The sequence below is a fragment of the Promicromonospora citrea genome, assembly GCF_013004695.1.
In the GTDB taxonomy this organism is placed as follows: Bacteria; Actinomycetota; Actinomycetes; order Actinomycetales; family Cellulomonadaceae; genus Promicromonospora; species Promicromonospora citrea.
Window position 1 is genome coordinate 1 of record NZ_JABEMG010000075.1, and the last position, 24170, is coordinate 24170.

Genomic DNA, 24170 nt, shown 5'->3' on the forward strand with positions numbered 1-24170 from the left:
CGTGGACTCGTACAAGTCCACGGCCTGGCGACGGAACTCCTCGGAGTAGTTCTTCCTGGCCATAGTTCCTGATCATCTCGCTTCCCCAGCAGATGCTGGAATCAGCGTGTCCAAGAACCAGGGTCAGGCCCCCCGCTATCGCGATCCTGCGCCACGCCGGCTGGGACAACATCGCCCAAGCCCTACGTCATCACGCCAGAGACATCGACCGGCCCATCCACGCACTCCTACAGTCATGACTTTGCCGGGGCCCTGGTGGTTCGAGGGGCCGGACTTATGCCCGGCTGCTCTTGCAGTGGGACCCGGCCAGCCGAGCCGACGGCAGTCATCGAGGAGTGCCGTGGAGCAGTCCGGTGGCAGCCAGGACATCACTCGATGCTGGCCACCACCGGGCTGTTGGGCGTCAGTTGAGTACGACGGAGACGGGCATGGTCTCCCAGACGTAGCTGAACGCCTGGGCCATGACCTCGTCGCTGCAGGATCTACCCGGGGTGGTAGTGCCCTGACAGGTGGTGAAGTCGCTGTTGGTGCTGATCGCGGAGATGATGCCCGCGGCGTAGGCGACGACGTTGTCGTTCTCGTCCAGGACGGGGATGAACGCGGGCCCGCCGCTGTCGCCCTGGCCTACTGACCGGTTGTGGTTGGCGTGGTGGGTGAGGAACCCGGGGCCGTAGTAGTACCCGACTCCGACGTCCCAGACGGCATAGGTCGCCTCGACGATGTGGTCGCATGTGGCCCCCTGCCCGGGCGTGCTGGGGATGGTGATGTCCCCGGCAGACAGAAGCCCGGAATAGCAGATCGGTATCCCCTCCGCAGGCATTGCGACGATGCCCGTCGTGGAGATGCCGACGTTGCTGGTCAGGTCGCCGATATAGACCGCGCCCTGTCCGGAGTCTGATGTCCGCACGAACGATGCGTCGGCGCGGACGCCCCCTGGTCCTAGGGGTGCTTCGATGGCCGCCGTCCCGAAGCTCCGGATGGAGTTGTGACGGAATATCGTTCCTGACGGTAGAGGGTCGGTGCAGTGGTGAGCCGTCAGGATCCCTGGCTGGGCGGGGATCCCGCCGACCGCACCGAGCGCCGCGAACGCGGTCGTGCAGGTGTAGTTGCCGGCGTAGATGGACGTTCCGCCTGCCCACGGTCCTGCGTGCGCTGTTCGTGACGCTTGAACCGGCGCCGATCCGAACTCGACGTGGACTGGGACGCCTTGGGTGACGTCCCGTTCGATCGCATCGGCCACGCCTGCGGCGCCCGTCGCGCGTAGTGCAGACTCCTCGTCGACCACGACATGCACACCGTCCCTGCCGGTGTAGGCCTTGGTGATCTTGCCGTCGTACTGCGGTGCGGCGATCACCGCATCGACTCCGGCCTGCAGTTCCTTGGCCGTGTAGTCCGCGGGCTCGATCGAGGCCGTCAGCCCGTCTGGCGCGGTCGCCGCCAGAGCCTGCACCTTCTCGGGAGCGTGTCCAGCAAAGCCGAACGCGACCGCATGCGTCTGCCTGTCATAGCGAACGTACCCGAACCCGGGAACCTTGGCCAGGCTCTCCTGGGCTGCGATGATGTAGTCCAACTGTTCGGCTGTGAGCTGGGGCCGGAGTCCGTCTACAGACTCGACCGGGGTGAGGGAGATGGGTCGTTCATCGTCACCTGAGGGTGCGGATTCGACATCCGCACCGGCTGCGCTCGAGATCCCGAGCGTCGCGAATGCGACTGTGAGTGCTGCCACGGCCGCGACCTGGAGCCTTCCTTTCCGTTGGAGCTTCACCAGACCTCCTGAGGCATCTCTGACTTTCAGGACACGCTCCACGAAACAGGACACTCCGCGCCGCTTCAAGGAATCGCCCACGAAATCACCCCCCGCGCTGCTTGCGATTACGTCTCTGGCGACCGCCGCGGTTCTGAGTGGTTGTGCGTCAGGCGATGCTGCGCCCGGCTCAAGTTGTTCTCGCGGACCGCAGGCGAGTGCCGAAGTGACCAGGATCGATGTCGTTGAGGACCTGGTCCCGATCCTCGACGACACTGATCATGCGGACACCTCCCTGGCCTACCAGGCGCAGGACGGGACGATCCACGTCGGGCTGCACCCACCAGCCACCCGGGACGACCTCTGCGCGGTCGCCGACCAGGTCAGCGACCAGCTCGATCTGCCTGTGGTCGTGGAAGTGAAGGCAGTCGAAACAGTGACCGGCTGACACTTCTGGTGACCGAGGCGGCTGTCTCGGCTGTGTATGGCAACGGCTCGTCGCCGACCGTCTGGTCCTGGCGCATGCGGGCCATTTCTCACGCTGTACTGCGGGCTGCGTGGGCGGAGTGGGCAAGGCGGTAGGAGTCGGTGCCGGTCTCGTTGATGGTCGCGTTGAACGTGAGCCGGTCGACGATCGCGGCGCAGAGTCTGGGGTCCGTGAAGGTCTTGGCCCAGCCCGCGAAGGACTCGTTGGATGCGATCGCGACGGAGTTCTTCTCCTCGCGTTCGGTCAGGACCTGGAAGAGGAGTTCTGCGCCGCGGCGGTCCAGCTGCATGTAACCAAGTTCATCGATACAGAGCAGATCGACACGCCCGTAGCGGGCGATGGTCTTGGTCAGGGTCATCTCGTCGGCGGCCTCGGCCAGCTCGTTGGCCAGCCGGGTAGCCAGCGTGTACTTGACCCGGTGCCCAGCCATCGCGGCCTCCGTCCCAGGGCGATCAGGAGGTGGGACTTGCCGGTGCCGGAGTCCCCGATCAGACACAGGGGTTCGCCGCGCGTCACCCAGTCACAGGTCGCCAGGGTGTTCACCGTCGCCGGATCGACATTTGGGTGGGCCTCGAAGTCGAACTCACGCAGCGTCTTGGTCCGGGGGAACGCGGCAGCCTTGATCCGCCGTTCGGAGCGTCGGCGGGCGCGGTCGTCGCACTCGGCCAGCAGGAGCTCGGCCAGGAACCCGCGGTAGGTCATCTGCTCACGCGCCGCCGCATCGGCGTTCGCCTCAAAATGAGTGCGGATCGTGGGCAGGCGCAGCATTCGGCAGGCCTGGTCGATCGAGGCGTCGGCTGCTTCCTCGGTCATCCCCCGCCGCGGCGGTATGCCGCAGGTCGTGGAAGTGCAGTTCGTCCAGCCCTACAGCCACGCGGACCACAGCCCAGTTCCGCTCGACGATCGAAGCGTGCAGCACCTTTCCGCGCTTTGCAGGGAAGACCAGGCCATTGCGTCCAGGTTGCGAAAAAGACGCCAGGTGCTCTTTGAGGATTGGTACTCCGAACGACGGTATCGCCACGTCCCGGTAGGAGGCGTCAGTCTTTGGTGGGCCGATCTGGTTGTACTGGCCGGCGATCTTCTGGTTCGCCGCGGTTCCTCGCACCGTCACTTTCGCCCGCGTCGCGTCCTCAATCTCAAGATGCTGCCGCTGCAGTGCTCGCAGCTCTCCGTTGCGAAGTCCCGTGGTGATGGCCAACGGCACAATCGCCTGAAGGTAGTCCGGCATCAGTTCGGTCATCCGCCACATCTGGTCTGGAGTCACCACGATCGGCGCATGCAGGGCCTTGTACCGAAGGGCGCCCTTGACCTTCGCCGGCGAAGCATCAAGCAGTTCGTGCTCGACGGCGTCGTTCAGGATCGAGGACAGTGTCTGATAGGCCGAGTACAGCGCGCCGCGGCCGTCCGACTTCTCTTGGCCATACCAGTTCCGCGACCGTGCTTCCTCGGCAAGCGTCGAATCCAACTTGGTGTACCAGTTGGTCACGTCGAGCCGGGTCAGGTCTTTCAGCGGGATGTCGCCCAGTTCCGGAAGGATGCGCTTCTCGAGCGCCGTCTCGTACCGACGGCGGGTACCGCCGCGCAGACGCTTGCCCTCGATCGACCGTCGCGCCCACTCACGCAACGTGATGGAGCGCTGCTGCGCGATGCGCGCTGCCAACTCACGCGCCTTCGGAGGTGTCCATTCACCACGATCGATGAGAATGCGCTCTGCGTTGAGCCACGCCTCGGCCGCCATCTTGTCGCCGAACGATCGGTGGTGCTTCTCAGTGTCCGGGCCGGTGTACCGAGCCCGGATGCTTGTGACCGCACCGGTCACCGGGCTCTTGCGCTCCTCGATGAGGCCGAAGGTACGACGGGAAGGTTTGCGTGCCATTGGTGGGTCCTCTCGCCCACCAGGTGCACCCACCACGCCAACCGTCCCCGGTGGGCCTTCGGGGCCCCCACGCACAGCCCGAGCATGGCCCGCCACCTGCAGACTCACCCTCGAGGCCGTGGGACTTCAGTGGGACTTCAGGTGGCCCCACAAGGCCACTTCTGTCCACTTCCGTCTCACGAGCCTGGAAGAGAATCACCAGGTCAGGCGGCATTTTCCGAGTTCAGGAGCCTGCCGCCTGACCTGCTCGATCCTCAGACGTTGAACCCCAGCATCCGCAGCTGCTCCTTGCCGTCGTCCGTGATCTTCTCCGGACCCCACGGCGGCATCCAGACCCAGTTCACGCGGAACCCGTCCACGATCCCCTCGAGCGCCTGCGCGCTCTGGTCCTCGATCACGTCCGTCAGCGGGCACGCCGCCGACGTGAGCGTCATGTCGATGGTGGCGTGGTTGGCCTGGTCCACCTGGATCCCGTAGACGAGGCCCAGGTCCACGACGTTGATGCCCAGCTCGGGGTCGATCACGTCGCGCAGCGCCTCCTCGACGTCCACGACGGTCGTCGGCGAAGGAGCGGCCACCGCATCCTGCCCGGTGTCGGTCGACTCGGTCGACTCGGTCATGGCTCTCTCCTCAGCTCGTGGCCAGCGCGCCGCTGCGCGCCAGCGAGTCCTTGAGCGCCGCCCAGCCGAGCAGCGCACACTTGATCCGCGCGGGGTACTGCGACACGCCGGTGAAGGCGGTCGCGTCGCCGAGGGCGTCCTCCGCGTCGTCGTCGTCCAGGCCCTTGCCGCGGGACGACATGAGGTCGTGGAACAGGCCGTCCAGCCGCTCGACCTCGGACAGGGGAACGCCCTGCACGAGCGAGGTCATGACGGACACGGACGCCTGCGAGATGGAGCATCCCTGGCCTTCCCAGGAGACGCCGGCCACCGCACCCTCGGGCGTGACGTCGACCCGGAGGGTCACCTCGTCCCCGCACGTCGGGTTGACCTGGTGCGACTCCCCCGCGAGGTGACCCTCGTCCGCCGGGGCGTCGACGAGGCCCCGGCCCACGGGGTGCTTCGCGTGGTCCAGGATCACCTGCTGGTACATCTGCTCGAGCGTGCTCACGCCGCGGCCTCTCTCGATCGAAAAATCACTCTGCACCGAAGAACGCCCGGACCCCCGCCAGGGCTTCCCGGAACGCGGCAACTTCTTCGACCGTCGTGTAGACCGACGCCGACGCGCGCGCCGTCGCGGCCACGCCGAACCGGCGGTGCAGCGGCTGCGCGCAGTGGTGGCCGACCCGCACGGCGATGCCCTTGTCGTCGAGCACCTGCCCGACGTCGTGCGCGTGCACGCCGTCGACCACGAAGGAGACGACGGCGAGGCGGTCCGCGGTGTCGAGCGGACCGATGACCCGCACGCCCGGGATGTCGGCGATCTTCAGCATCTCGGCGGCGAGCTCCTGCTCGTGCCGGAGCACGCCCTCCATGCCGAGCTCCCCGAGGTACTGCGCCGCGCAGCCCATGCCGACGGCCTGGGCGACCATCTGGGTGCCGGCCTCGAACCGCTGGGGCGGCGGCGCGTAGGTGGTCGACTCCATGGTGACGACCTCGACCATGGACCCGCCGGTCAGGGTGGGCGGCATGGCCTCGAGCAGCTCGCGCCGCCCGTACAGGGCGCCGACGCCGGTGGGGCCGAGCATCTTGTGCCCGCTGAACGCGGCGAAGTCGACGCCGAGCTCGTGGAAGCTCACCGGCAGGTTCGGCACCGACTGGCACGCGTCGAGCACGGTGAGCGCCCCGACGCGGCGCGCGGCCGCGACGAGCGTCTCGACGGGCGCGATCGCGCCCGTCACGTTGGAGACGTGCCCGAAGGCGAGGACCTTCGTGCGCTCCGTGACGATGGTGCCGAGGTCGGTGAGGTCGAGCCGCCCGTCGTCACCCACCGGGATCCAGCGCAGGACGGCGCCGGTGCGGGCGCACAGCTCCTGCCACGGCACGAGGTTGGCGTGGTGCTCGGCCTCGGTGACGACGATCTCGTCGCCGGGCGCGAGCCGGAACGGCGCCGCCGCCTCTCCCCCGCGGCCGAGGGTCGCGTTGGAGAACGCGTAGGCCACGACGTTGATCGCGGCGGTGGCGCCGGGCTGCCAGACGATCTCGCCCTCGTCGGCGCCGACGAACGCGGCCACGGCCGCGCGCGCCTGCTCGAACGCCTCGGTGGCCTCCTCGGCGAGCTGGTGCGCACCGCGGTGCACGGCGGCGTTCCGCTCCTCGTAGAAGTCCACCTCGGTGTCGAGGACGACCTGCGGTTTCTGCGAGGTGGCGGCCGAGTCCAGGTACACGAGGGGCCTGCCACCCCGCACCGTGCGCTCGAGCAGCGGGAAGTCCGCGCGGACGGCGGCGAGCTCCGAGGTGGTGAGCGAGCCGGACTCGTCCGGTCGCACGGCAGCGGTGGTGGTCATGGTGTTCCCCTCGAGTACGTGGCGGTGGCTCAGGCCGAGACGGCGCCCGCGCCGAGGTACTTGTCGTAGCCCTCTTCCTCGAGGCGGTCGGCCAGCTCCGGGCCGCCCTCCTCGGCGATCTTGCCGTCGACGAAGACGTGCACGAAGTCGGGCTTGATGTAGCGCAGGATGCGCGTGTAGTGCGTGATCAGCAGCACGCCGACGTCGGTGTTGTCCTTGGCGCGGTTGACGCCCTCCGACACGATGCGCAGCGCGTCGACGTCGAGGCCGGAGTCGGTCTCGTCGAGGATGGCGAAGCGCGGCTTGAAGAGCTCCATCTGCAGGATCTCGTGGCGCTTCTTCTCACCGCCGGAGAAGCCCTCGTTCACCGAGCGCTCGGCGAAGGACGTGTCCATGCGCAGGTTCTCCATCGCGCCACGGACCTCCTTGCCCCAGGTGCGCAGGGCGGGAGCCTGGCCGTCGATGGCGGTCTTGGCGGTGCGCAGGAAGTTGGCGACCGAGACGCCGGAGACCTCGACCGGGTACTGCATGGCGAGGAAGAGGCCGGCGCGGGCGCGCTCGTCGACGGTCATCGCGAGCAGGTCCTCGCCGTCGAGCGTCACGGTGCCCGAGGTGACGGTGTACTTGGGGTGGCCCGCGAGCGCCGAGGCGAGGGTGGACTTGCCGGAGCCGTTGGGGCCCATGATGGCGTGGGTCTCGCCGCTGGCGATCGTCAGGTCGACACCGCGCAGGATCGGCTTGGGGCCTTCCTTGGTCTCGACGCTGACGTGCAGGTCGCGGATCTCGAGGGTGGGCATATCGCTTGTCTCCAGGTTCAGGGAAAAGTCAGGGGGTCAGGAGGCGGACACGGTGACGTCGATGTCGACGAGCACCTTGTCGCCCTCGATCGTCACGGGGTACACCGGGACGGGGCGCATCGCGGGCAGCTGGACGGGCTGGCCGGTGCGCAGGTCGAACTGCGACCCGTGCAGCCAGCACTCGACCAGGCAGCCCTCGACCTCGCCGTCGGACAGCGAGACCGCGCCGTGGGAGCAGATGTCCGAGATGGCGTGGAAGGTGCCCTCGGCGTCGCGCGCGACGGTGACCGGCACCGGGGCGCCGTCGGCACCGTCGAGCTCGACGAGCATGGCCTCCTCGGGCCCCAGGTCGTCCGTCATGCAGGCCAGCTGGGCGGTCATGCGGTGGGTGCCTCCACGGCCGGGGCGCCGGTGATGACGCTCATCGACTTCTCGAGCTCCGCGTCGATGGAGGCGAGCAGGCGCTCCTCGACCTCGGCGACGCCGATCTCCTGGATGAGCTCGGCGAAGAAGCCGCGCACGACGAGGCGGCGGGCCTCGACCTCGGGGATGCCGCGGGCCTGGAGGTAGAAGAGCTGCTCGTCGTCGAACCGGCCGGTGGCGCTGGCGTGGCCGGCGCCGGCGATCTCGCCGGTCTCGATCTCGAGGTTCGGCACCGAGTCGGCGCGGGCGCCGTCGGTGAGCACGAGGTTGCGGTTGAGCTCGTAGGTGTCGGTGTTCTCCGCGTTGGCGCGGATGAGCACGTCGCCCACCCAGACGGTGTGCGCGCCGGAGCCCTGCAGGGCGCCCTTGTAGGTCACGCGGGACGTGCAGTCCGGCACGGCGTGGTCCACGAAGAGGCGGTGCTCCTGGTGCTGGTCGTTGTCGGCGAAGTACAGGCCGACCATCTCGACCTCGCCGCCGGTGCCGGTGAACTCGGCGTCGGGCGTGATGCGCACGACGTCGCCGCCGAAGGTGACCACGACGTGCTTGAGCTTGGCGTCGCGGCCGAGGCGGGCCCGGTGCGAGGAGGCGTGCACGGCGCCGTCGGCCCAGTCCTGGACGCTGACGACGGTGAGGTGCGCGCCGTCCTCGACGACGATCTCGACGGTCTCCGTGAGGGTGGCGTCGCCCGCGTGGTCGAGGACCACGATGGCCTGGGAGTGCCGCTCGGCGCGGACCAGCACGTGCGTGGCGGTGGCGTCCTTGGCGACGCCCTCGACGCGCACGGAGGTGACGCCGGTGGCGACGGCCTCCGCGGGCACGGTGACGACGGTGGCCTGCTCGAAGCCGTTCCACGCCGTGACGGCGGTGCGGTCGCCCGGCTTGCCCGCGGTACCGAGGCGGGCGTCGTCGCGCCCGACGGTCTCGACGGTGACCTCGGGGGCCGGGGTCACCTCGACGGTGACGCCGGTGGTGCCGAGGTCGGCCTGGAACAGCGGCTGGAGGCGGTCGGCGGGCGAGAACCGCCACTCCTCCTCGCGGCCGTGGGGAACGGGGATCTCGTCCAGGGAGAAGGACGTGCGGCGCTCTGCCCGCGAGCCTTCCGGCTTGACGGCGCCGTGGGTGTGGGCGCCGTCGGCAACAGCGCGCGAGTGATCGGTCGTGAGAGTCATGTCAGCCGACGGACCCTTCCATCTGCAGCTCGATGAGGCGGTTGAGCTCGAGTGCGTACTCCATGGGCAGCTCGCGCGCGATGGGCTCGACGAACCCGCGCACGATCATGGCCATGGCCTCGGTCTCCTCCATACCTCGGGACATGAGGTAGAACAGCTGGTCCTCGCTCACCCGCGAGACCGTGGCCTCGTGCCCCATGGAGACGTCGTCCTCGCGGACGTCGACGTAGGGGTAGGTGTCGCTGCGGGAGATCTGGTCCACCAGCAGCGCGTCGCAGAGGACGTTGGACGCGGAGTGCGAGGCGCCCTCGAGCACCTGCACCAGGCCGCGGTAGGACGTGCGGCCGCCGCCGCGCGCCACGGACTTGCTGACGATCGACGAGGACGTGTTCGGCGCGGCGTGGACCATCTTCGCGCCGGCGTCCTGGTGCTGGCCCTCGCCGGCGAAGGCGATGGACAGCGTCTCGCCGCGGGCGTGCTCGCCCAGCAGGTAGATCGCCGGGTACTTCATGGTCACCTTGGAGCCGATGTTGCCGTCGACCCACTCCATGGTGGCGCCCTCAGCGGCGGTGGCCCGCTTGGTGACCAGGTTGTACACGTTGTTCGACCAGTTCTGGATCGTCGTGTAGCGCACGCGGGCGTTCTTCTTGACGACGATCTCGACGACCGCGGAGTGCAGCGAGTCGGACGAGTAGATCGGCGCGGTGCAGCCCTCGACGTAGTGCACGTACGAGCCCTCGTCCGCGATGATCAGCGTGCGCTCGAACTGGCCCATGTTCTCGGTGTTGATCCGGAAGTAGGCCTGCAGCGGGATCTCCACGTGCACGCCCGGCGGCACGTAGACGAACGAGCCGCCCGACCACACGGCCGAGTTCAGCGCGGCGAACTTGTTGTCGCCCGACGGGATGACCGTGCCGAAGTACTCCTGGAAGAGCTCCGGGTAGTCGCGCAGACCCGTGTCGGTGTCGACGAAGATCACGCCCTGCTCCTCCAGGTCCTCACGGATCTGGTGGTAGACGACCTCGGACTCGTACTGCGCCGCGACACCGGCGACGAGGCGCTGCTTCTCCGCCTCGGGGATGCCGAGCTTGTCGTACGTGGCCTTGATGTCCTCGGGCAGCTCCTCCCACGAGGAGGCCTGCTTCTCGGTGGACCGCACGAAGTACTTGATCTTGTCGAAGTCGATGCCCGACAGGTCGGAGCCCCAGCTCGGCATCGGCTTCTTGCCGAACAGGCGCAGGGCCTTGAGACGCTGGTTCAGCATCCACTCGGGCTCCTTCTTGAGCGCCGAGATGTTGCGCACCACGTCCTCGTTGAGACCACGCTGCGCGGACGCGCCTGCCTCGTCGCTGTCGTGCCAGCCGTACTCGTACGCGCCGATGCTGGCGATGATCTCCTCGTCGGAGCGCTGCTCTGGCGCTTGCGTCTCTGCGCTCATCACTTTCCTTCGGTGGGGGTCGTGGCGGGGTTGGTCTGGTTCACCGGGATGTTCACGGGAATGTTGGTGGTGCACGCGTGCGCGCCGCCCGCGATGGTCGCGAGCCGCTGCACGTGCGAGCCCAGCAGCTCGCTGAACGCGCGGGCCTCCTGCTCGCACAGCTCGGGGAACTCCTCGGCCACGTGCTGGACCGGGCAGTGACCCTGGCAGAGCTGGACCGCCGGCGCCACCGCACCGGCCGCGCGGCCGGCCGACGTGCCGGTCAGCGGGGCGGGGACGGGGCGCACCGAGGCCGCGAAGCCGTCGGCGGACAGGAGCTGCACGAGCTGGGCCGCACGGCCCTGCGTCGTGTCGGCGGTGACGTGCGGGGCGTAGCTGCGGGCGACGGCCTCGAACCGCTGCCGCGCGAACCCGGCGACGGCCTCGCTGCCACCCGTCTCGCGCAGGAACCGGAGCACCTGGCGCGCGATCTCCTGGTAGCCGCCGGCGAGCTCGGACTGGCCGCCGCTCGTGACGACGTACCGGCGCGCCGGCCGGCCGCGCCGCGGGGTGCCGGCGGGCGACGCCTCGTGGACGCCGATCTTGCCGTCCTCCTCCAGCAGCGTGAGGTGCCGGCGGACGGCGGGCGCGGTGAGCCCCAGGACGGCGGCGAGCGACCCGGCCGTGACCGGACCGCGGGACGCGACGAGCTCGAGCACGCGGCGGCGCGTCGTACCGTCGGTCTCGTGGCTCGCCACGTGGACCGGGGGTACCTGAGCCGATGCGCTCATGTCGTCACCTCCTCGCCGCTCCCAGGGCGCACGCCGACCCGAGGACCCGCCCTCGCGTGCGTGCTTTTGAGAACATCCTTGTTCCCTAATTCGAGTTTCGCAAGGAAGGTGAGCCTCAGTAGAGGCTGATCGCGACACATCTCACACGCACCGCGCACGCCGCGCACGCACCGCCGCCTACGATTGTGCGGTGCCCCTGTCCGACGCGACCGCGCTCGAACCCGCCCCGGCGGACGCCGCCTCACCCGCGGCCCCCGACGACGCCGCCGTCCGGGTACGCGGCCTCGTCAAGCGCTACGACGGGCGCGCCGTCGTCGACGGGCTCGAGCTGGCCGCCCGGCCCGGTGCCGTGACCGCCGTCCTCGGCCCCAACGGCGCGGGCAAGACCACCACGATCGAGTGCTGCGAGGGCCTGCGCTCCCCCGACGCCGGCACCGTACGCGTGCTCGGGCTCGACCCCGTCGCCGACGCCCGCAGGCTCCGCCCGCGCGTCGGCGTCATGCTGCAGGACGGCGGCCTGCCCACCGGCGTGCGCGCGCTCGAGCTGCTGCGCCACGTCTCAGCCATGTACGCCGCCCCGCGCCCCGTCGACGAGCTCGCCGAGCGCCTCGGCCTGCACGCCTTCGCCCGCACCACGGTGCGCCGCCTGTCGGGCGGGCAGCGCCAGCGCGTCGCGCTCGCCGCCGCCGTCGTCGGGCGCCCCGAGGTCGTCTTCCTCGACGAGCCCAGCGCCGGCATGGACCCGCAGAGCCGCCGCGCGGTGTGGGACCTCGTGCGCGAGCTGCGCGCCGACGGCGTCGCGATCGTGCTCACCACGCACCTCATGGACGAGGCCGCCGACCTCGCCGACCACGTGCACGTCGTCGACCACGGGCGGGTCATCGCGTCCGGCACGGTGCGCGAGCTGACCGACGGCGTGGGGTCCGGGCACCCGGCCGGCACGCGCACCGTCCGCGTCGAGGCCACGCCCGGGCTCGACCTCGACGGGCTGCGCGCGGCCCCGGCGACCGGCCGCGACACGCGCGACACGGCATGGACCGCCGCCGAGCCCGAGCCCGGCGTCTACCTGCTGACCGGCCCCGTCGACGCGGCGGCGCTCGCCGCCGTCACGGCGTGGCTCGCCGAGCACGGCGTGCTGGCCCGGTCGGTCACCACCGGCGGCGCCCGCACGCTCGAGGACGTCTTCCTCGACCTCACCGGGAGGAACCTGCGATGAGCGCAGCGGCACCCGTCGCCCGCCGCGTCGCCGCCCAGGCGTCGTTCGAGACCCGCGCCATCCTGCGCAACGGCGAGCAGCTCCTCGTCACGCTCGTGCTGCCCGTGCTCGTGCTCGTCGCGCTCGTGCGCACGTCGTTCATCGACCTCGACACCGGCGGGCTGTCGCGCATCGACCTCGTCACGCCCGGCGTGCTCGCCCTGGCCGTCATGTCGACGGCGTTCACCTCCCAGGCGATCGCCACCGCGTTCGACCGCCGCAACGGCGTCCTGCGCCTGCTGGCCACGACGCCGCTCGGCCGCAGCGGGCTGCTGGCGGGCAAGATCCTCGGCGTGCTCGCCGTCGAGGTCGTGCAGGTCGTCGCCATCGCGGGCGTCGCGCTCGCGCTCGGCTGGCGGCCCGAGGGGGGCGCGCTCGGCGCCGCGCTCGGCGCGGGCCTGCTGGGCACCGCCGCGTTCACGGCGCTCGCGCTGCTGCTCGCGGGCATCCTGCGCGCCGAGGGCGTGCTCGCCGTCGCGAACCTCGTGCTGGTGCTGCTCACGGTCGGTGGCGGCGTGCTGCTGCCCGCCCGCCAGCTCGCCGGACCGCTCGCCCACGTGGCGGTCCTGCTGCCGTCCGGTGCGCTCGGCGAGGCGATGCGCGGGGCCCTGCTGGACGGCACCGTGCCGGCCTTCTCCGTGGTCGTCCTGCTGGCCTGGACGGCCGCGCTGGGGGCGGGGGCCGCCCGCCTCTTCCGCTGGCACTGAGGCCAGGCACCGCCCGCACGTACGAGCTTCCGGGGAACCGCGCATATCCCGGTGGTATGACCAATTCGTAGGGTATGCGGGTGAAATCCGCCCATTTAGGGTTCACTTCACCTACATCCCCCAGGGAGGCAGCGTGACTTCCACTCACAGCAACCGCCGTCGGCTGATCGTCGGTGCAGGCATCGCGATCGCTCTCGCGGCGGCACCCGCCGCGGCGGCCGTGACCGCGGCGACCCCCGACGACGCACCCGCACCCGTCGCGGGCGCGCTCGTCGAGGACTCCTACATCGTGATCCTCAAGGACGCCGAGGTCGGCAAGGCGCAGGTCCGCAGCGCGGCGAGCAGCCTCGTCCAGGAGTACGGCGGCGAGGTGCGCCACTCGTACACCACCGCGGTGCGCGGCTTCTCCGCGTCGATGTCGAAGACGCAGGCCGAGCGGCTGGCCGAGGACCCCTCGGTCGCCTACGTCGAGCAGAACCGCGTCATGACGGCCACCGACACGCAGTCGCCCGTGCCCTCCTGGGGCCTGGACCGCATCGACCAGGAGAGCCTGCCGCTCGACGACTCGTACACCTACGGGAACTCGGGCAGCGGCGTCACGGCGTACATCGTCGACACCGGCATCCTGACCACCCACGAGGACTTCGGTGGCCGCGCCGTGAGCGGCACCGACACCGTGGACGGCGACGACGACGCCACCGACTGCGCGGGCCACGGCACGCACGTCGCGGGCACCGTCGGCGGCTCGGCGCACGGCGTCGCCAAGGACGTCTCGCTCGTCGGCGTGCGCGTGCTCGACTGCAACGGCTCCGGCAGCTACGAGGGCGTCATCGCGGGCATCGACTGGGTGACCGCCGACCACCAGGCCGGCGAGCCGGCCGTGGCGAACATGTCCCTCGGCGGCGGCTTCTCGCAGGCCGTCAACGACGCGGTGTCCGCCGCCGTGGCCGACGGCGTGACCTTCGCCCTCGCCGCGGGCAACGACTACGCCGCCGACGCGTGCGACGGCTCGCCGGGCTCCACGCCCGAGGCGCTGACCGTCGGCGCAACCGAGGACGACGACGCCCGCGCGCCGTACTCCAACATCGGCTCGTGCGTGGACATCTTCGCGCCCGGCAGCGCCATCACGTCGGCGTGGCACACGGGCGACTCCGCCACCAACACCATCTCCGGCACCTCGATGGCCACGCCGCACGTCGCGGGCGCCGCGGCCCTGGTGCTGGGCGGCAACCCCGGCGCCACCCCGGCCGAGGTCGCCGACACGCTCACCGGCTCGGCGCTCGAGGGCGTCGTGTCCGACCCGGGCACGGGTTCCCCGAACCTGCTGCTCACCGTGAGCGGCCTCTGACGGTTCTCCTCCCACCGTCACGACGGGACCCCGGCCACGGCCGGGGTCCCGTCGTCTTCCGGGGCGGCTACGCGGGACGGCGGGCGAAGATGCCCGCCGTCGCCATCTCGACGCGCCGGCGGGCCGCCTCCTGGTCGTCCCCGAACCGGTCGACGCCCCACGACAGCGTGGTGGCCAGCTCGAAGACCTCCTCGCGCGTCACCGAGCCCGCCGCGTCGCCGGACGCCTTCGCGGCGTCGAGCAGGTCGCCGGTCCGCACCAGGACGGGGTTGCAGGCCGAGAACAGCGACGACTCGGGGTCGTCGTACGCCGTCGCGACGCAGTACGGCAGGTCGTGCCAGATGCGCAGCTGCCACGCCAGCAGCACCAGCCACTCGACGAGCGCCGCACGCGGCGGGAGCGTGCGCGCGAGCTCGTCGGCCTCCTCCAGCGACCGGCCGATGAACTCCTCCATGACCGCGGCGAGCAGGTCGTCGCGCGTCGGGAAGTTGCGGTAGAGCGTCGCGTTGCCGACCCCCGCCCGGAGGGCGATCCCGTCCAACGGCGCGAGCACGCCCTCGGCCGCGAACGTCTCGACAGCGGCCCGCAGGATCGCGTCGCGGTTCCGGCGGGCGTCGGCCCGCAGGGGCCGGGTCGTCCGGGCAGCGGGCGGACCGGGGGCAGCAGGCATGACGGACCCTTCTTGCAAAAGTGGGGACTCTCCCCACATACTCGATCCGGGGAAAGTCCCCAGATGAGCAAGGAGTATAGATGGACCAGTCACTCGACGGGCGCACGATCCTCGTCACGGGCGCGAACGGCGGCCTCGGTCAGCACTTCGTGCAGCAGGCGCTCGAGCGCGGCGCGCGCGCCGTCCACGCGGCGGCCCGCACGCCCCGGCAGTGGGACGACGAGCGCATCCGCCCGCTCCCCCTCGACCTCACCGTGCCCGAGGACGCCGCGCGCGCCGCCGCTGCGGCCTCCGACGTCGACCTGGTGATCAACAACGCGGGCATCGCCCCGCCCGGTGACTACCTCACCGGGCCGGAGGACGAGGTCCGCCGCGTCTTCGAGACCAACTTCTTCGGCAACCTGCGCGTCGCCACCGCGTTCGCGCCCGTGCTCGCGGCGAACGGCGGCGGCGCCCTGCTGAACATCCTGTCCGCCGCGGCCTGGACCCCCGTCCCCACCGCCTACGGGGCCTCCAAGGCGGCGATGTGGGCGGCCACCAACGGGCTGCGGACGGTGCTGCAGCACCAGGGCACGCACGTCGCCGGCCTCCTCGTCGGGATGGTCGACACCCCCATGGGAGCCCGGTGGGACGTGCCGAAGGTGAGCCCCGAGAGCGTCGTCGCCCAGGCGTACGACGGGCTCGCCGCCGGCCTGTTCGAGATCCACGCCGACGAGCCCACCCGGGAGCTCAAGTCCCGCCTGAGCGACCCGTCGGAGAAGCTCTACCCCTGGCTCGACGAGCAGCTCGGCGCCTTCGAGCCGTGAGCCCCCTCCCCGCCCCGGGCGCAGATCACACCGCGCGCGGGGCGGGGCCCTGTCGTCGGGCACTACCGTGGACCCCGTGACCGCAACCGCCGCCCCGACCTCCTGGACCGCCGCGCTCGCCGGGCGCGTGGACCGGTTCCGCCGCTGGACCCGCGTCGTGCTCGTCGCGAACCTCGTCGGCCAGATCGGCATCATCGGGACGGGCGGCGCCGTGCGCCTCACCGACTCCGGCCTCGGCTGCTCCACGTGGCCCCAGTGCGAGCCGGGCAGCTTCACGCCGCAGTTCCACGAAGCGACGACGCTCCACCCCTACATCGAGTTCGGGAACCGCACCCTGACCGGCGTGCTCGGCGTCATCGGCATCCTCCTCGCCGTCCTGGTCTGGACCGACCTCAAGCGGTCGCTGTCGTACCGCGTGCTCGGGTTCGTCCCGATCGTCGCGGTCCTGGCGCAGGCCGTCATCGGCGGCGTCGTGGTCCTGCTGCACCTGCACCCGGGCTGGGTCTCCCTGCACTTCGGCGTCTCGGCCGCCCTCGTGGCGGCGTCGCTGTACGTGCTGCACCGGCACGACGAGGGCGACGGCGCGCCCACGCTCGTCGTCGGCCCGCGGACGCGTTCGCTGGCCTGGGCGCTGGCGGTCCTGACCGCCGTGGTGGTCGTGCTCGGCGTGCTCACCACGGGCGCCGGCCCGCACAGCGGCGACTCCGAGGTCGGCTACCGGTTCGCCCTCGACCCCGCGCTGCTGACGAAGTGGCACGCCGCGGCCGTCTGGACGTTCCTCGTGGCCCTGGTCGCCTTCCTCGTGGTCACCCGCCGCGGCCCGGCGGCCGTGCGCCGCGCCGCCGTCGTGCTGCTGGTCGTCACGCTCGCGCAGGGTCTCATCGGGTACGTGCAGTACTTCACCGACCTGCCCGAGCTGCTCGTCGGGCTGCACATGATCGGCGCTGCCGCGCTCATCGCGGGCACCACGCGCGTGTGGCTGACGACGCGTGTGCGCGCCTGAGCCGACGCGCCCGAGTCACCGCACCGGCAGCGCCGGCGGGGTCCACCCCGCGAACCGCGCCATGCCGTCGAGCATGACCCGTGCGGGGAGCGCACGCAGTGCGGCGTTCCGCAGCCCGACCAGGGCAGGGTTGCGCAGCTGCTCGCCCACCCGGGCGCTCGCCCAGGCCGCGCGCAGCACGCCGGAGGTCCGCGGGCGGCGCACGCGGTCGTAGGCGACGAGCCCGTCGACCACGCCGTCCGTCCCCGACACCGACGCCGCCAGCACCACGGCGTCCTCGATCCCCTGGCAGCCACCCTGTCCCACGTTCGGCGGCATCGCGTGGGCCGCGTCCCCGGCCAGGGCCACCCGGCCGTGCGCCATGCGCGGCAGCGGCCGTGCGAAGCCGTACAGGTCGAGCTGCTGCGCCTGCTCGGGGGCGGTGGCCGCGAGCACCGCAGGGATCGGGTCGTGCCAGCCGGCGAAGGCCGTCCGGGCGGCGGCCAGGTCGGTGGCGGGGTCCCCGGTCGGCCGGCCCGCGGGCCCGACCTGCGTCGCGTACCAGTACAGACGACCGTCGCCGAGCGGGATGAGCCCCACCTCGCCGCCCGGGCCCCAGGTCTGCGACATCGCCTCGACGCCCGGGTTGTCGAGCACGGCGAGCCACGTCGTCGAGCCCACATAGACAGGCTCGGCCGCGCCCGGCGCGACGGCACCACGCAGGCGCGAGCGGACGCCGTCGGCCGCCACGACGAGGTCCGCCTCCACCGTCGAGCCGTCCTCGAGCGTGACGACGGCGGGCCGCCCGGCATCGCCGGGGTCCACCTCGGCGGCCGCGGCGCCGTAGGTGACCGGCAGATCGCCGAGGCCGCGCAGCAGCGCCTCCTGCAGCAGGGGCCGGTGGAACGCGATCGCGACCGTGCCGAGCCGCGCCGAGATCTGCTCGGGCGACACCTCGACGAGCGCGCGCCCCGCGGCGTCGCGGAGAGCTCCCGGGTACGCGCGCTCGCCGATGGCGCGCACGGCGTCGCCCACGCCCGCGGCGTCGAGCCCGCGCAGCGCGTTGGCGAGCAGGACGATGCCCGCGCCGGTGGTCCGGGGTTCCGGCGAGCGCTCCAGCACCCGCACGTCCCATCCGCAGCGCAGGAGCGCGTTGGCCGCGGTCAGTCCTGCGATGCCTGCTCCGACGACGACGGCGCTCCTGCTCATGGGCACTCCTCGGTGACACGGGTGGATACCACTACGATCGTTGTAGTACCCATGGTGCCATAATCGGGAAGTGCCCCGTCACAACCCCGCCCGACGCCGCGCCCTCACCGACGCCGCGGTCACGCTGCTCGCCTCGGACGGCGTCCACGGGCTCACCCACCGCTCGGCCGAACGGGCCGCCGGCCTGCCCGCCGGGACGGCGTCGAACTACTTCCGCGACCGCGAGGAGCTCCTGGTGGGCGCGGCGGAACGGATCGTGGAGCTGCACCTCGCGGACATGGAGCGTGCCGACACCGCGGCGCTCCGGCAGGCACCCGACGGGTCCGCCCCGGACGTCGTCGCGCTCGTCGCGTCGTCGCTCGAGGCCGCGGCGTCCGCTCAGCGCGACCGGTACCTCGCCGTGTTCGAGCTCACCCTCGAGTCCCGGCGCCGGCCCGCGCTCGCCGCCGCGCTCGCCCGCCTCGCGGGCGGCGCCAGCGCCTTCACCGCGGGGCAGCACGCCGACCTGGGCTCGGACGTCCCGCCCAGGGTGGCCGCGCTGCTCGTCACCCTCTACGGGGGCGCGCTGTTCGCGCTCGTCACGGCCCCCGGCGGGCCGGGCACGCCGACGCCGCACGACCTCGCCCGGGCGATCGTCGCCGGGGCCCGGTCGGTCGCCTGAGCCCGGACACGGGTCGGCCCCCAGGTCACCGAGGTGACCTGGGGGCCTGACACGTCCGGGTGACCTGCCGGGTCAGACCTCGGGGGTCCAGAGGTCGTCGCCGTCCACGGGCGCGGCGACCGCACCCGCGGCCACCGGCACCGGCTCGGGCAGCTCGCCCAGGGCGCGCTGCGCCACGGCGCCCGACGAGAAGTTCGCGTAGCACTCCGGGCAGTACCAGTCGGGCGTCGGCACGGGGGTGTCGAAGCCGCCGTAGACGACGTCCGGCTCGAGCCGCGCGGCGTCCGCCGACTGGCCCCACACGATGCGCTTGGTGGCGCCCCGCTGACCGCACGACGGGCACGCCGGGCGCATCTGCGCACGCTGCGACAGGACCGGGTGCGGGTGCAGCAGCGCGTGGCAGGGCGCGCACACCAGGAAGGTCTGCTCGATGAGGGCGGCCAGCGGGCGCTCGCCGGTCTCGCCGGTGTGGGCGCCGTCGTCGTGCGGCACGAGCTGCGTCACGTCGACGAACCGCTCGCACGAGGCGCAGCGCTCCTCGCGGCGCAGGTCGACGCCGGCGACCTGCTTGTGGCCGAGCAGGCGCAGCACGTGCAGGTTCGGCGAGAGCTGGCTGCTCTCGCAGTCGCCCGCGTCGAGCGTGCCGGTGACGCCGTGCTTGTACTGGTGGGCGATGCCGTCGAGCACGAGGCGGGCGTGCTCCTGCGGGAGCCAGCCGGACGACCGCGCGTAGGCGGCCGCGCCGTTGAAGAGGTCGTCCCAGACGACGGGCTTGTCCGGGCCGAACACCTCGTCGCTGACCCAGTCCTCGCCCTGGCTCGCGCCCATGAGCTCGACCGCGGCGACGATGCCCGGCTCGGAGCCCACGACGGTGACGACGACGTCACCGCGCTGCGGGCCGTCGGCGCCGCCGGGCAGACGGTGCTCGTGGCTCCGGGTCGCGATCGCGACCGCCTCCCCCAGCCAGTCCTCGGACCAGTTCAGGTAGACGGACGGAACGAGCCACGCGGGAAGGGACGAAACGTTCGGAAGCATGTCGGGTTCGGAGGTCACGCGGGGAGAATAGCGCAGCCGGATGACGCCGTGATCACACGCCCGGTGAGCGGCCCGGGCCCGCGCCGACCGGGCGCGGACCCGGCCGGACGCCGAGGCCGGGCGCTCAGTTCCTGCGGTACTCCCACGGCGCGTCGACCGGGCGCAGCGTCTCCCAGTCCGACGCGCGGCCGATCGCGGCGGCCAGCACGCCCGCGATGGTCGCCGCGTTGTGCAGGCGGCCCGCGAGCGCCAGCGCGGCGGCCTCCTCGAGCGGGACGGGCACCACGACCATGTCGGCCTCCTCGGCCTCGCGGACGTGGCGCTCGTCGTCGGGCACGGGGCTGAGGTCGCGCGCGAGGTAGACGCGCACGGCCTCGTTGCTGCCGCCCGGGGTGGGCAGGAGGTCCAGCAGCACGTCCCAGGTGGCGGCGTTCATGTCCGCCTCCTCGGCGAGCTCGCGCGCCGCGGCGACGTGCGGGTCCTCGCCGTCGAGGTCGAGCAGCCCGGCGGGCGCCTCCCAGAGGAAGGCGCCGACCGGGTGCCGGTACTGCCGGAGCAGGAGCACCTCGCCGTCGTCCGTCAGGGCCACGACGACGACCGCACCGGGGTGGTCGACGTACTCGCGGCGCACGATGCCGCCGGCCTCGCCGAGGTCGACCTCGTCGGAGACCATGTCCACGACGAAGCCCTGGAACGGCACGTCGAGCCGCCGCGCGGGGCGGGGGTCGATGACGTCGGTGACCTCGTCGGGCGTGACCGCCGCGGCGGCGTCGGTTCCGGTGTCGGTGCTCATGCGGACTGCTTCTCCAGCGCGGCCGCGATGAGCCCGGCGAACAGCGGGTGGGCGCGCGTCGGCCGCGACTTGAACTCGGGGTGGGCCTGGGTGGCCACGTAGTACGGGTGCGTCTCGGCCGGCAGCTCGACGAACTCGACCAGGGACGAGTCGGGCGACGTGCCGCAGATGCGCAGGCCGGCGTCCTCGAGGTCGCCGCGGTAGGCGTTGTTCACCTCGTAGCGGTGGCGGTGCCGCTCGGAGACCTTCTCGGCGTCGTAGGTCGTGGCGACGACGGAGCCGGGGGTGAGCGACGCCTCGTAGGCGCCCAGGCGCATGGTGCCGCCCAGGTCGCCCTCGCCGTCGACGATGGCCTTCTGCTCGGCCATGGTCGCCACGACGGGGTGGCTGCTGGTCGGGTGGAACTCGGTCGACGACGCGTCGGCCCAGCCGAGCACGTTGCGCGCGTACTCGATGACCATGGACTGCAGGCCGAGGCAGATGCCGAGCGTGGGCACGAGATTCTCGCGGGCCCAGCGCAGCGCGCCGACCTTGCCGTCGATGCCGCGGACGCCGAACCCGCCGGGCACGAGGACGGCGTCGACGCCCTCGAGGGACGCCTGCGCGCCCTCGGGGGTCTGGCAGTCGTCGGCGGCGACCCAGCGGATGGCCACCTTCGCGTCGTTGGCGAACCCGCCGGCGCGCAGCGCCTCGGTCACGGACAGGTAGGCGTCGGGCAGGTCGATGTACTTGCCGACGAGCGCGACCTCGACCTTGTGCTCGGGCTCGTGCACGCGCTCCAGGAGGCGGCTCCAGCCGTCCCAGTCGACGTCGTGGAACGGCATGCCGAGGCGGCGCACCACGTAGGCGTCCAGGCCCTCGGAGTGGATGACGCGCGGGATGTCGTAGATCGAGGGCGCGTCGGCGCAGTTGATGACGGCCTCGTTGTCGACGTCGCACATGAGCGCGATCTTGCGCTTGATGCTCTCGGGCACCACGCGGTCGGAGCGCAGCACGATGGCGTCGGGCTGGATGCCGATCGAACGCAGGGCGGCCACGGAGTGCTGCGTCGGCTTGGTCTTGAGCTCGCCCGACGGGCCGATGTACGGCACGAGCGAGACGTGCAGGAAGAACACGTTGTCGCGGCCGAGCTCGTGGCGCACCTGGCGTGCGGACTCCAGGAACGGCTGCGACTCGATGTCGCCGACCGTGCCGCCGATCTCGGTGATGATCACGTCGACGTCGTCGGACGCCTGCTCACGCATGCGCAGCTTGATCTCGTCGGTGATGTGCGGGATGACCTGCACGGTGTCGCCCAGGTACTCGCCGCGGCGCTCCTTGGCGATGACGCGCGAGTACACCTGGCCGGTGGTCACGTTGGACGAGGCGGGCAGCTCGACGTCGAGGAACCGCTCGTAGTGGCCGATGTCCAGGTCGGTCTCCGCGCCGTCCTCGGTGACGAAGACCTCGCCGTGCTGGAACGGGTTCATGGTGCCGGGATCCACGTTGAGGTAGGGATCCAGCTTCTGCATGGTGACGCTCAGCCCGCGGGAGCGGAGGAGGCGACCGAGCGACGAGGCCGTCAGTCCCTTGCCGAGAGAGGACGCCACACCACCGGTGACGAAGATGTGCTTGGTCGGCGTCGAGGCGCCGGACCGATGACGGGACTGGAGACTGCTTCGGTGTTCGACCACGGAACTCCATCCTATCCGAGGTATGGCGTGCCGGTGGTGTAACCGTCGGCACACGTCGTCGGGGCGGGTCCCGTCGAGTGTGCTCCTGTCCGCTCCCGGACGCTCGCTAAGTCGAGCCTCTCAAGAGAACTTCCTGAGCAGGACGCGCGCGGAGGCGCGCAGGTCGCGGTCGAGCAGCACGGCCAGCGCGAGGGCGACGACCGCAGCCGCCAGGCCGACGCCGAGGCCGAGACCGAGGTTCGTGGCGAACGCGACACCGTCGAACTCGACCTCGGGGCGGCTCGCGAGCGGCCCGCCGGAGAACCAGCCGAACGACCGTCGCCCGGCCGGCCCGAGGGACGTCAGCCAGAGACCCGCCGCCGCCCCGACGGCGGTCGCGACGACCAGGGCGCCCAGGGCCCGCCACACGCCGGTCAGCGCGCCGGGCCCCAGGTGCCTGCGCACGCCGAGCAGCAGCCCCAGACCCGCCACGACCATGCCCGCCGTGCCGACCACGCCGAGCACTGCCATCACCTCGGTGCGCAGCAGGTCCGGGGCGCACAGGAGCGCGTTGCAGCCGCCGCCCTGCTCACGGCCGCGGAACAGCAGCGGCGTCAGCGCGGCCCCGAGCGCCGTCACGCCCCACCCGCTCGCGGTCGCCACGACGGCGGCACGCCCCCGGTCGACCGCGTACAGCGCCCGCGACAGGTGCAGGATCAGTGCGAACCCGACCAGGCCCGGCGCCAGCGCGATGAGGCCCACGGCCATCCCGGGCGCGTCGCCGCGCACGATGAGGTCGAACACCCGCTCCACGAACGGCGCGGCGGCGACCAGCGCCGCGACGCCGAGCGACGTCACGAGCAGCAGCGTGCGGGTCGTGCGCGCCACCAGCGCGCGCAGCTCGTCGATGCGCCCGGCGGAGGCGTGCTCGGCGAAGTGCGGGAAGGCGCTGGTCGCGATCGGGAAGGCGAGCACCGCGTACGGCAGCAGGTACACCTGCTGCGCGTACAGGTAGACCGACAGCGTGCCGTCTCCGCCCGCCGCGTTGGCGGCGCGCAGCGTGAGGAACACCGACAGCTGCTGCGCCACGAGCGCCCCGACGCCGGCGAACGCCAGGCGCGCGGCGCGAGAGCCCTCGTCGCCGGGGAAGCGCAGGGTGGGCCGTAGCCGCAGGCCCGTGCGCCACACGGGCACGACGAGCGGCAGCGCGAGGAACAGCACGCCCACGGTGGTGCCCCAGGCCAGCCAGCCGAGCGCCTGCCCGGACAGGTCGGCGACCCGCTGCTGGTCGCCGTGCGCCAGCGCCCCGAACACCGCGTACACCGCGATGACGACGAGGCTCGAGACGAGCGGAGCGAACGCCGGCCAGAAGAACCGCTTGTGCGCCTGCAGGATGCCGCCCAGCACGACGGCGAGACCGTAGAGCGGCACCTGGACCGCGAACACGCGCAGGAACCCGGTGGCGACGTCGACGTGCACCGGGTCCTCGAGTCCCGTCAGGCCGATGATCGGGCGGGCCAGCAGCGCCATGACGCCGGCGAGCGGCACGAGCACGACGAGCGTCCAGCCGAGCAGGGCCGAGGCGCTGCGGGACGTCTGGGCGCGGGCGGCGTCGGCGTCCTGCTGCGTTCCCCCGGCGAGCGCCCGCCCGAGCGGCCCGGCCAGCAGCGGCACGACGGCGCCGGCCAGGGCGCCGCCCGCCGCGACCTCGAACAGCAGGTTCGGGAGCTGGTTGGCGGAGTTGAAGACGGTACCGACGCCGTCCGACCCGAGCCAGTAGCCCTGGGCGAGCCAGCGGCCGAACCCGACGACGCGGCTGGCGAGGGTGACGACGGTGACGAGCAGCGCGGCGCTCGCCAGCGTGGAGAACCTGCTCACGCGCCCGGGGAGGCCAGGGGG

At 71.9% G+C, this 24170-nt stretch carries 23 protein-coding genes and 1 pseudogene; 7 read left to right on the plus strand and 17 right to left on the minus strand.

Annotated features, from left to right (window positions below; genetic code table 11):
* Positions 1-403 precede the first annotated feature (403 nt).
* Positions 404-1726 (minus strand): chymotrypsin family serine protease, encoded by a 1323-nt coding sequence (locus tag HLB15_RS14695; protein ID WP_171106514.1) that lies wholly within the window; start codon positions 1724-1726, stop codon positions 404-406.
* A 244-nt stretch (positions 1727-1970) separates the two neighbouring features.
* Between HLB15_RS14695 and HLB15_RS14700 the strand changes: the two genes are divergently transcribed.
* Entirely contained in the window at positions 1971-2192 is a 222-nt protein-coding gene (locus HLB15_RS14700; RefSeq protein ID WP_171106515.1) for a hypothetical protein, read from the plus strand.
* An 88-nt stretch (positions 2193-2280) separates the two neighbouring features.
* Here HLB15_RS14700 and istB read toward each other — a convergent pair.
* The 10 genes and pseudogenes from istB to HLB15_RS14750 all read right to left on the minus strand — a co-directional run bounded on the left by istB (position 2281) and on the right by HLB15_RS14750 (position 11153).
* Positions 2281-3044, minus strand: a pseudogene (gene istB, locus HLB15_RS14705) (IS21-like element helper ATPase IstB).
* Positions 2965-4107 (minus strand): site-specific integrase, encoded by a 1143-nt coding sequence (locus HLB15_RS14710; RefSeq protein WP_171106516.1) that lies wholly within the window; start codon positions 4105-4107, stop codon positions 2965-2967. The pseudogene istB and the gene HLB15_RS14710 overlap by 80 nt, the downstream one beginning before the upstream one ends.
* Before the next feature lie 254 nt (positions 4108-4361).
* The gene (locus tag HLB15_RS14715) at positions 4362-4727 is read right to left on the minus strand and encodes a metal-sulfur cluster assembly factor (RefSeq protein WP_171106517.1); all 366 of its coding nucleotides are present in this window, start codon (positions 4725-4727) and stop codon (positions 4362-4364) included.
* A gap of 10 nt (positions 4728-4737) precedes the next feature.
* Positions 4738-5217, minus strand: coding sequence for a Fe-S cluster assembly sulfur transfer protein SufU (sufU, locus tag HLB15_RS14720; RefSeq protein WP_229785744.1), 480 nt, complete (start codon positions 5215-5217; stop codon positions 4738-4740).
* Between the two features lie 25 nt (positions 5218-5242).
* Complete coding sequence (locus tag HLB15_RS14725) at positions 5243-6553, minus strand: cysteine desulfurase (RefSeq protein WP_171106518.1); 1311 nt, start codon at positions 6551-6553, stop codon at positions 5243-5245.
* Between the two features lie 29 nt (positions 6554-6582).
* On the minus strand, positions 6583-7350 hold the full coding sequence (sufC, locus tag HLB15_RS14730; protein ID WP_171106519.1) for a Fe-S cluster assembly ATPase SufC: 768 nt from the start codon (positions 7348-7350) through the stop codon (positions 6583-6585).
* Between the two features lie 36 nt (positions 7351-7386).
* The gene (locus HLB15_RS14735) at positions 7387-7731 is read right to left on the minus strand and encodes a non-heme iron oxygenase ferredoxin subunit (protein ID WP_171106520.1); all 345 of its coding nucleotides are present in this window, start codon (positions 7729-7731) and stop codon (positions 7387-7389) included.
* The gene (gene sufD, locus HLB15_RS14740) at positions 7728-8945 is read right to left on the minus strand and encodes a Fe-S cluster assembly protein SufD (RefSeq protein ID WP_171106521.1); all 1218 of its coding nucleotides are present in this window, start codon (positions 8943-8945) and stop codon (positions 7728-7730) included. The genes HLB15_RS14735 and sufD overlap by 4 nt, the downstream gene beginning before the upstream one ends.
* A gap of 1 nt (position 8946) precedes the next feature.
* The gene (gene sufB, locus HLB15_RS14745) at positions 8947-10383 is read right to left on the minus strand and encodes a Fe-S cluster assembly protein SufB (RefSeq protein WP_171106522.1); all 1437 of its coding nucleotides are present in this window, start codon (positions 10381-10383) and stop codon (positions 8947-8949) included.
* Complete coding sequence (locus HLB15_RS14750; protein ID WP_171106523.1) at positions 10383-11153, minus strand: helix-turn-helix transcriptional regulator; 771 nt, start codon at positions 11151-11153, stop codon at positions 10383-10385. The genes sufB and HLB15_RS14750 overlap by 1 nt, the downstream gene beginning before the upstream one ends.
* Positions 11154-11343: 190 nt before the next feature.
* Here HLB15_RS14750 and HLB15_RS14755 point away from each other — a divergent pair, with 190 nt between their 5' ends.
* From HLB15_RS14755 to HLB15_RS14765, 3 genes are all read left to right on the plus strand, one after another.
* Positions 11344-12369 (plus strand): ABC transporter ATP-binding protein, encoded by a 1026-nt coding sequence (locus HLB15_RS14755; protein WP_171106524.1) that lies wholly within the window; start codon positions 11344-11346, stop codon positions 12367-12369.
* Positions 12366-13115 carry an ABC transporter permease gene (locus tag HLB15_RS14760; RefSeq protein WP_171106525.1) on the plus strand — a complete coding sequence of 250 codons (750 nt, stop codon included), beginning with the start codon at positions 12366-12368 and terminating at the stop codon, positions 13113-13115. The genes HLB15_RS14755 and HLB15_RS14760 overlap by 4 nt, the downstream gene beginning before the upstream one ends.
* 133 nt (positions 13116-13248) lie before the next feature.
* Positions 13249-14463 (plus strand): S8 family peptidase, encoded by a 1215-nt coding sequence (locus tag HLB15_RS14765; protein ID WP_171106526.1) that lies wholly within the window; start codon positions 13249-13251, stop codon positions 14461-14463.
* Positions 14464-14530: 67 nt separating this feature from the next.
* On the opposite strand, the gene HLB15_RS14770 is transcribed toward HLB15_RS14765, so the two are convergent.
* Positions 14531-15133, minus strand: a complete 603-nt coding sequence (locus HLB15_RS14770; RefSeq protein WP_171106527.1) for a TetR/AcrR family transcriptional regulator — start codon at positions 15131-15133, stop codon at positions 14531-14533.
* An 80-nt stretch (positions 15134-15213) separates the two neighbouring features.
* Here HLB15_RS14770 and HLB15_RS14775 point away from each other — a divergent pair, with 80 nt between their 5' ends.
* The gene (locus tag HLB15_RS14775) at positions 15214-15939 is read left to right on the plus strand and encodes an SDR family oxidoreductase (RefSeq protein WP_171106528.1); all 726 of its coding nucleotides are present in this window, start codon (positions 15214-15216) and stop codon (positions 15937-15939) included.
* 76 nt (positions 15940-16015) lie between these two features.
* Complete coding sequence (locus HLB15_RS14780) at positions 16016-16942, plus strand: COX15/CtaA family protein (RefSeq protein WP_171106529.1); 927 nt, start codon at positions 16016-16018, stop codon at positions 16940-16942.
* Between the two features lie 15 nt (positions 16943-16957).
* On the opposite strand, the gene HLB15_RS14785 is transcribed toward HLB15_RS14780, so the two are convergent.
* Positions 16958-18130 (minus strand): FAD-dependent monooxygenase, encoded by a 1173-nt coding sequence (locus HLB15_RS14785; protein ID WP_171106530.1) that lies wholly within the window; start codon positions 18128-18130, stop codon positions 16958-16960.
* Positions 18131-18200: 70 nt separating this feature from the next.
* Here HLB15_RS14785 and HLB15_RS24835 point away from each other — a divergent pair, with 70 nt between their 5' ends.
* A complete protein-coding gene (locus tag HLB15_RS24835; RefSeq protein WP_171106531.1) occupies positions 18201-18791 on the plus strand; it encodes a TetR/AcrR family transcriptional regulator in 591 nt (196 codons plus the stop codon).
* A gap of 72 nt (positions 18792-18863) precedes the next feature.
* On the opposite strand, the gene HLB15_RS14795 is transcribed toward HLB15_RS24835, so the two are convergent.
* The 4 genes from HLB15_RS14795 to murJ form a co-directional block, all read right to left on the minus strand.
* On the minus strand, positions 18864-19844 hold the full coding sequence (locus HLB15_RS14795) for a hypothetical protein (protein WP_229785743.1): 981 nt from the start codon (positions 19842-19844) through the stop codon (positions 18864-18866).
* 106 nt (positions 19845-19950) lie between these two features.
* A complete protein-coding gene (locus tag HLB15_RS14800; protein WP_171106532.1) occupies positions 19951-20619 on the minus strand; it encodes an NUDIX domain-containing protein in 669 nt (222 codons plus the stop codon).
* On the minus strand, positions 20616-22292 hold the full coding sequence (gene pyrG, locus HLB15_RS14805) for a CTP synthase (RefSeq protein WP_171106533.1): 1677 nt from the start codon (positions 22290-22292) through the stop codon (positions 20616-20618). The genes HLB15_RS14800 and pyrG overlap by 4 nt, the downstream gene beginning before the upstream one ends.
* Positions 22293-22412: 120 nt before the next feature.
* A partial coding sequence (gene murJ / locus HLB15_RS14810) for a murein biosynthesis integral membrane protein MurJ (protein ID WP_311979584.1) occupies positions 22413-24170 on the minus strand: 1758 nt, incomplete at its 5' end.

Excerpts from the sequence above, each read along its gene's own strand:
- HLB15_RS14710 (WP_171106516.1), bottom strand. The coding sequence starts at position 4,107 with ATGGCACGCAAACCTTCCCGTCGTACCTTCGGCCTCATCGAGGAGCGC.
- HLB15_RS14715 (WP_171106517.1), bottom strand. The coding sequence starts at position 4,727 with ATGACCGAGTCGACCGAGTCGACCGACACCGGGCAGGATGCGGTGGCC.
- HLB15_RS14725 (WP_171106518.1), bottom strand. The coding sequence starts at position 6,553 with ATGACCACCACCGCTGCCGTGCGACCGGACGAGTCCGGCTCGCTCACC.
- sufC (WP_171106519.1), bottom strand. The coding sequence starts at position 7,350 with ATGCCCACCCTCGAGATCCGCGACCTGCACGTCAGCGTCGAGACCAAG.
- HLB15_RS14735 (WP_171106520.1), bottom strand. The coding sequence starts at position 7,731 with ATGACCGCCCAGCTGGCCTGCATGACGGACGACCTGGGGCCCGAGGAG.
- sufD (WP_171106521.1), bottom strand. The coding sequence starts at position 8,945 with ATGACTCTCACGACCGATCACTCGCGCGCTGTTGCCGACGGCGCCCAC.
- sufB (WP_171106522.1), bottom strand. The coding sequence starts at position 10,383 with ATGAGCGCAGAGACGCAAGCGCCAGAGCAGCGCTCCGACGAGGAGATC.
- HLB15_RS14750 (WP_171106523.1), bottom strand. The coding sequence starts at position 11,153 with ATGAGCGCATCGGCTCAGGTACCCCCGGTCCACGTGGCGAGCCACGAG.
- HLB15_RS14760 (WP_171106525.1), top strand. The coding sequence starts at position 12,366 with ATGAGCGCAGCGGCACCCGTCGCCCGCCGCGTCGCCGCCCAGGCGTCG.
- HLB15_RS14770 (WP_171106527.1), bottom strand. The coding sequence starts at position 15,133 with ATGCCTGCTGCCCCCGGTCCGCCCGCTGCCCGGACGACCCGGCCCCTG.
- HLB15_RS14775 (WP_171106528.1), top strand. The coding sequence starts at position 15,214 with ATGGACCAGTCACTCGACGGGCGCACGATCCTCGTCACGGGCGCGAAC.
- HLB15_RS14785 (WP_171106530.1), bottom strand. The coding sequence starts at position 18,130 with ATGAGCAGGAGCGCCGTCGTCGTCGGAGCAGGCATCGCAGGACTGACC.
- HLB15_RS14800 (WP_171106532.1), bottom strand. The coding sequence starts at position 20,619 with ATGAGCACCGACACCGGAACCGACGCCGCCGCGGCGGTCACGCCCGAC.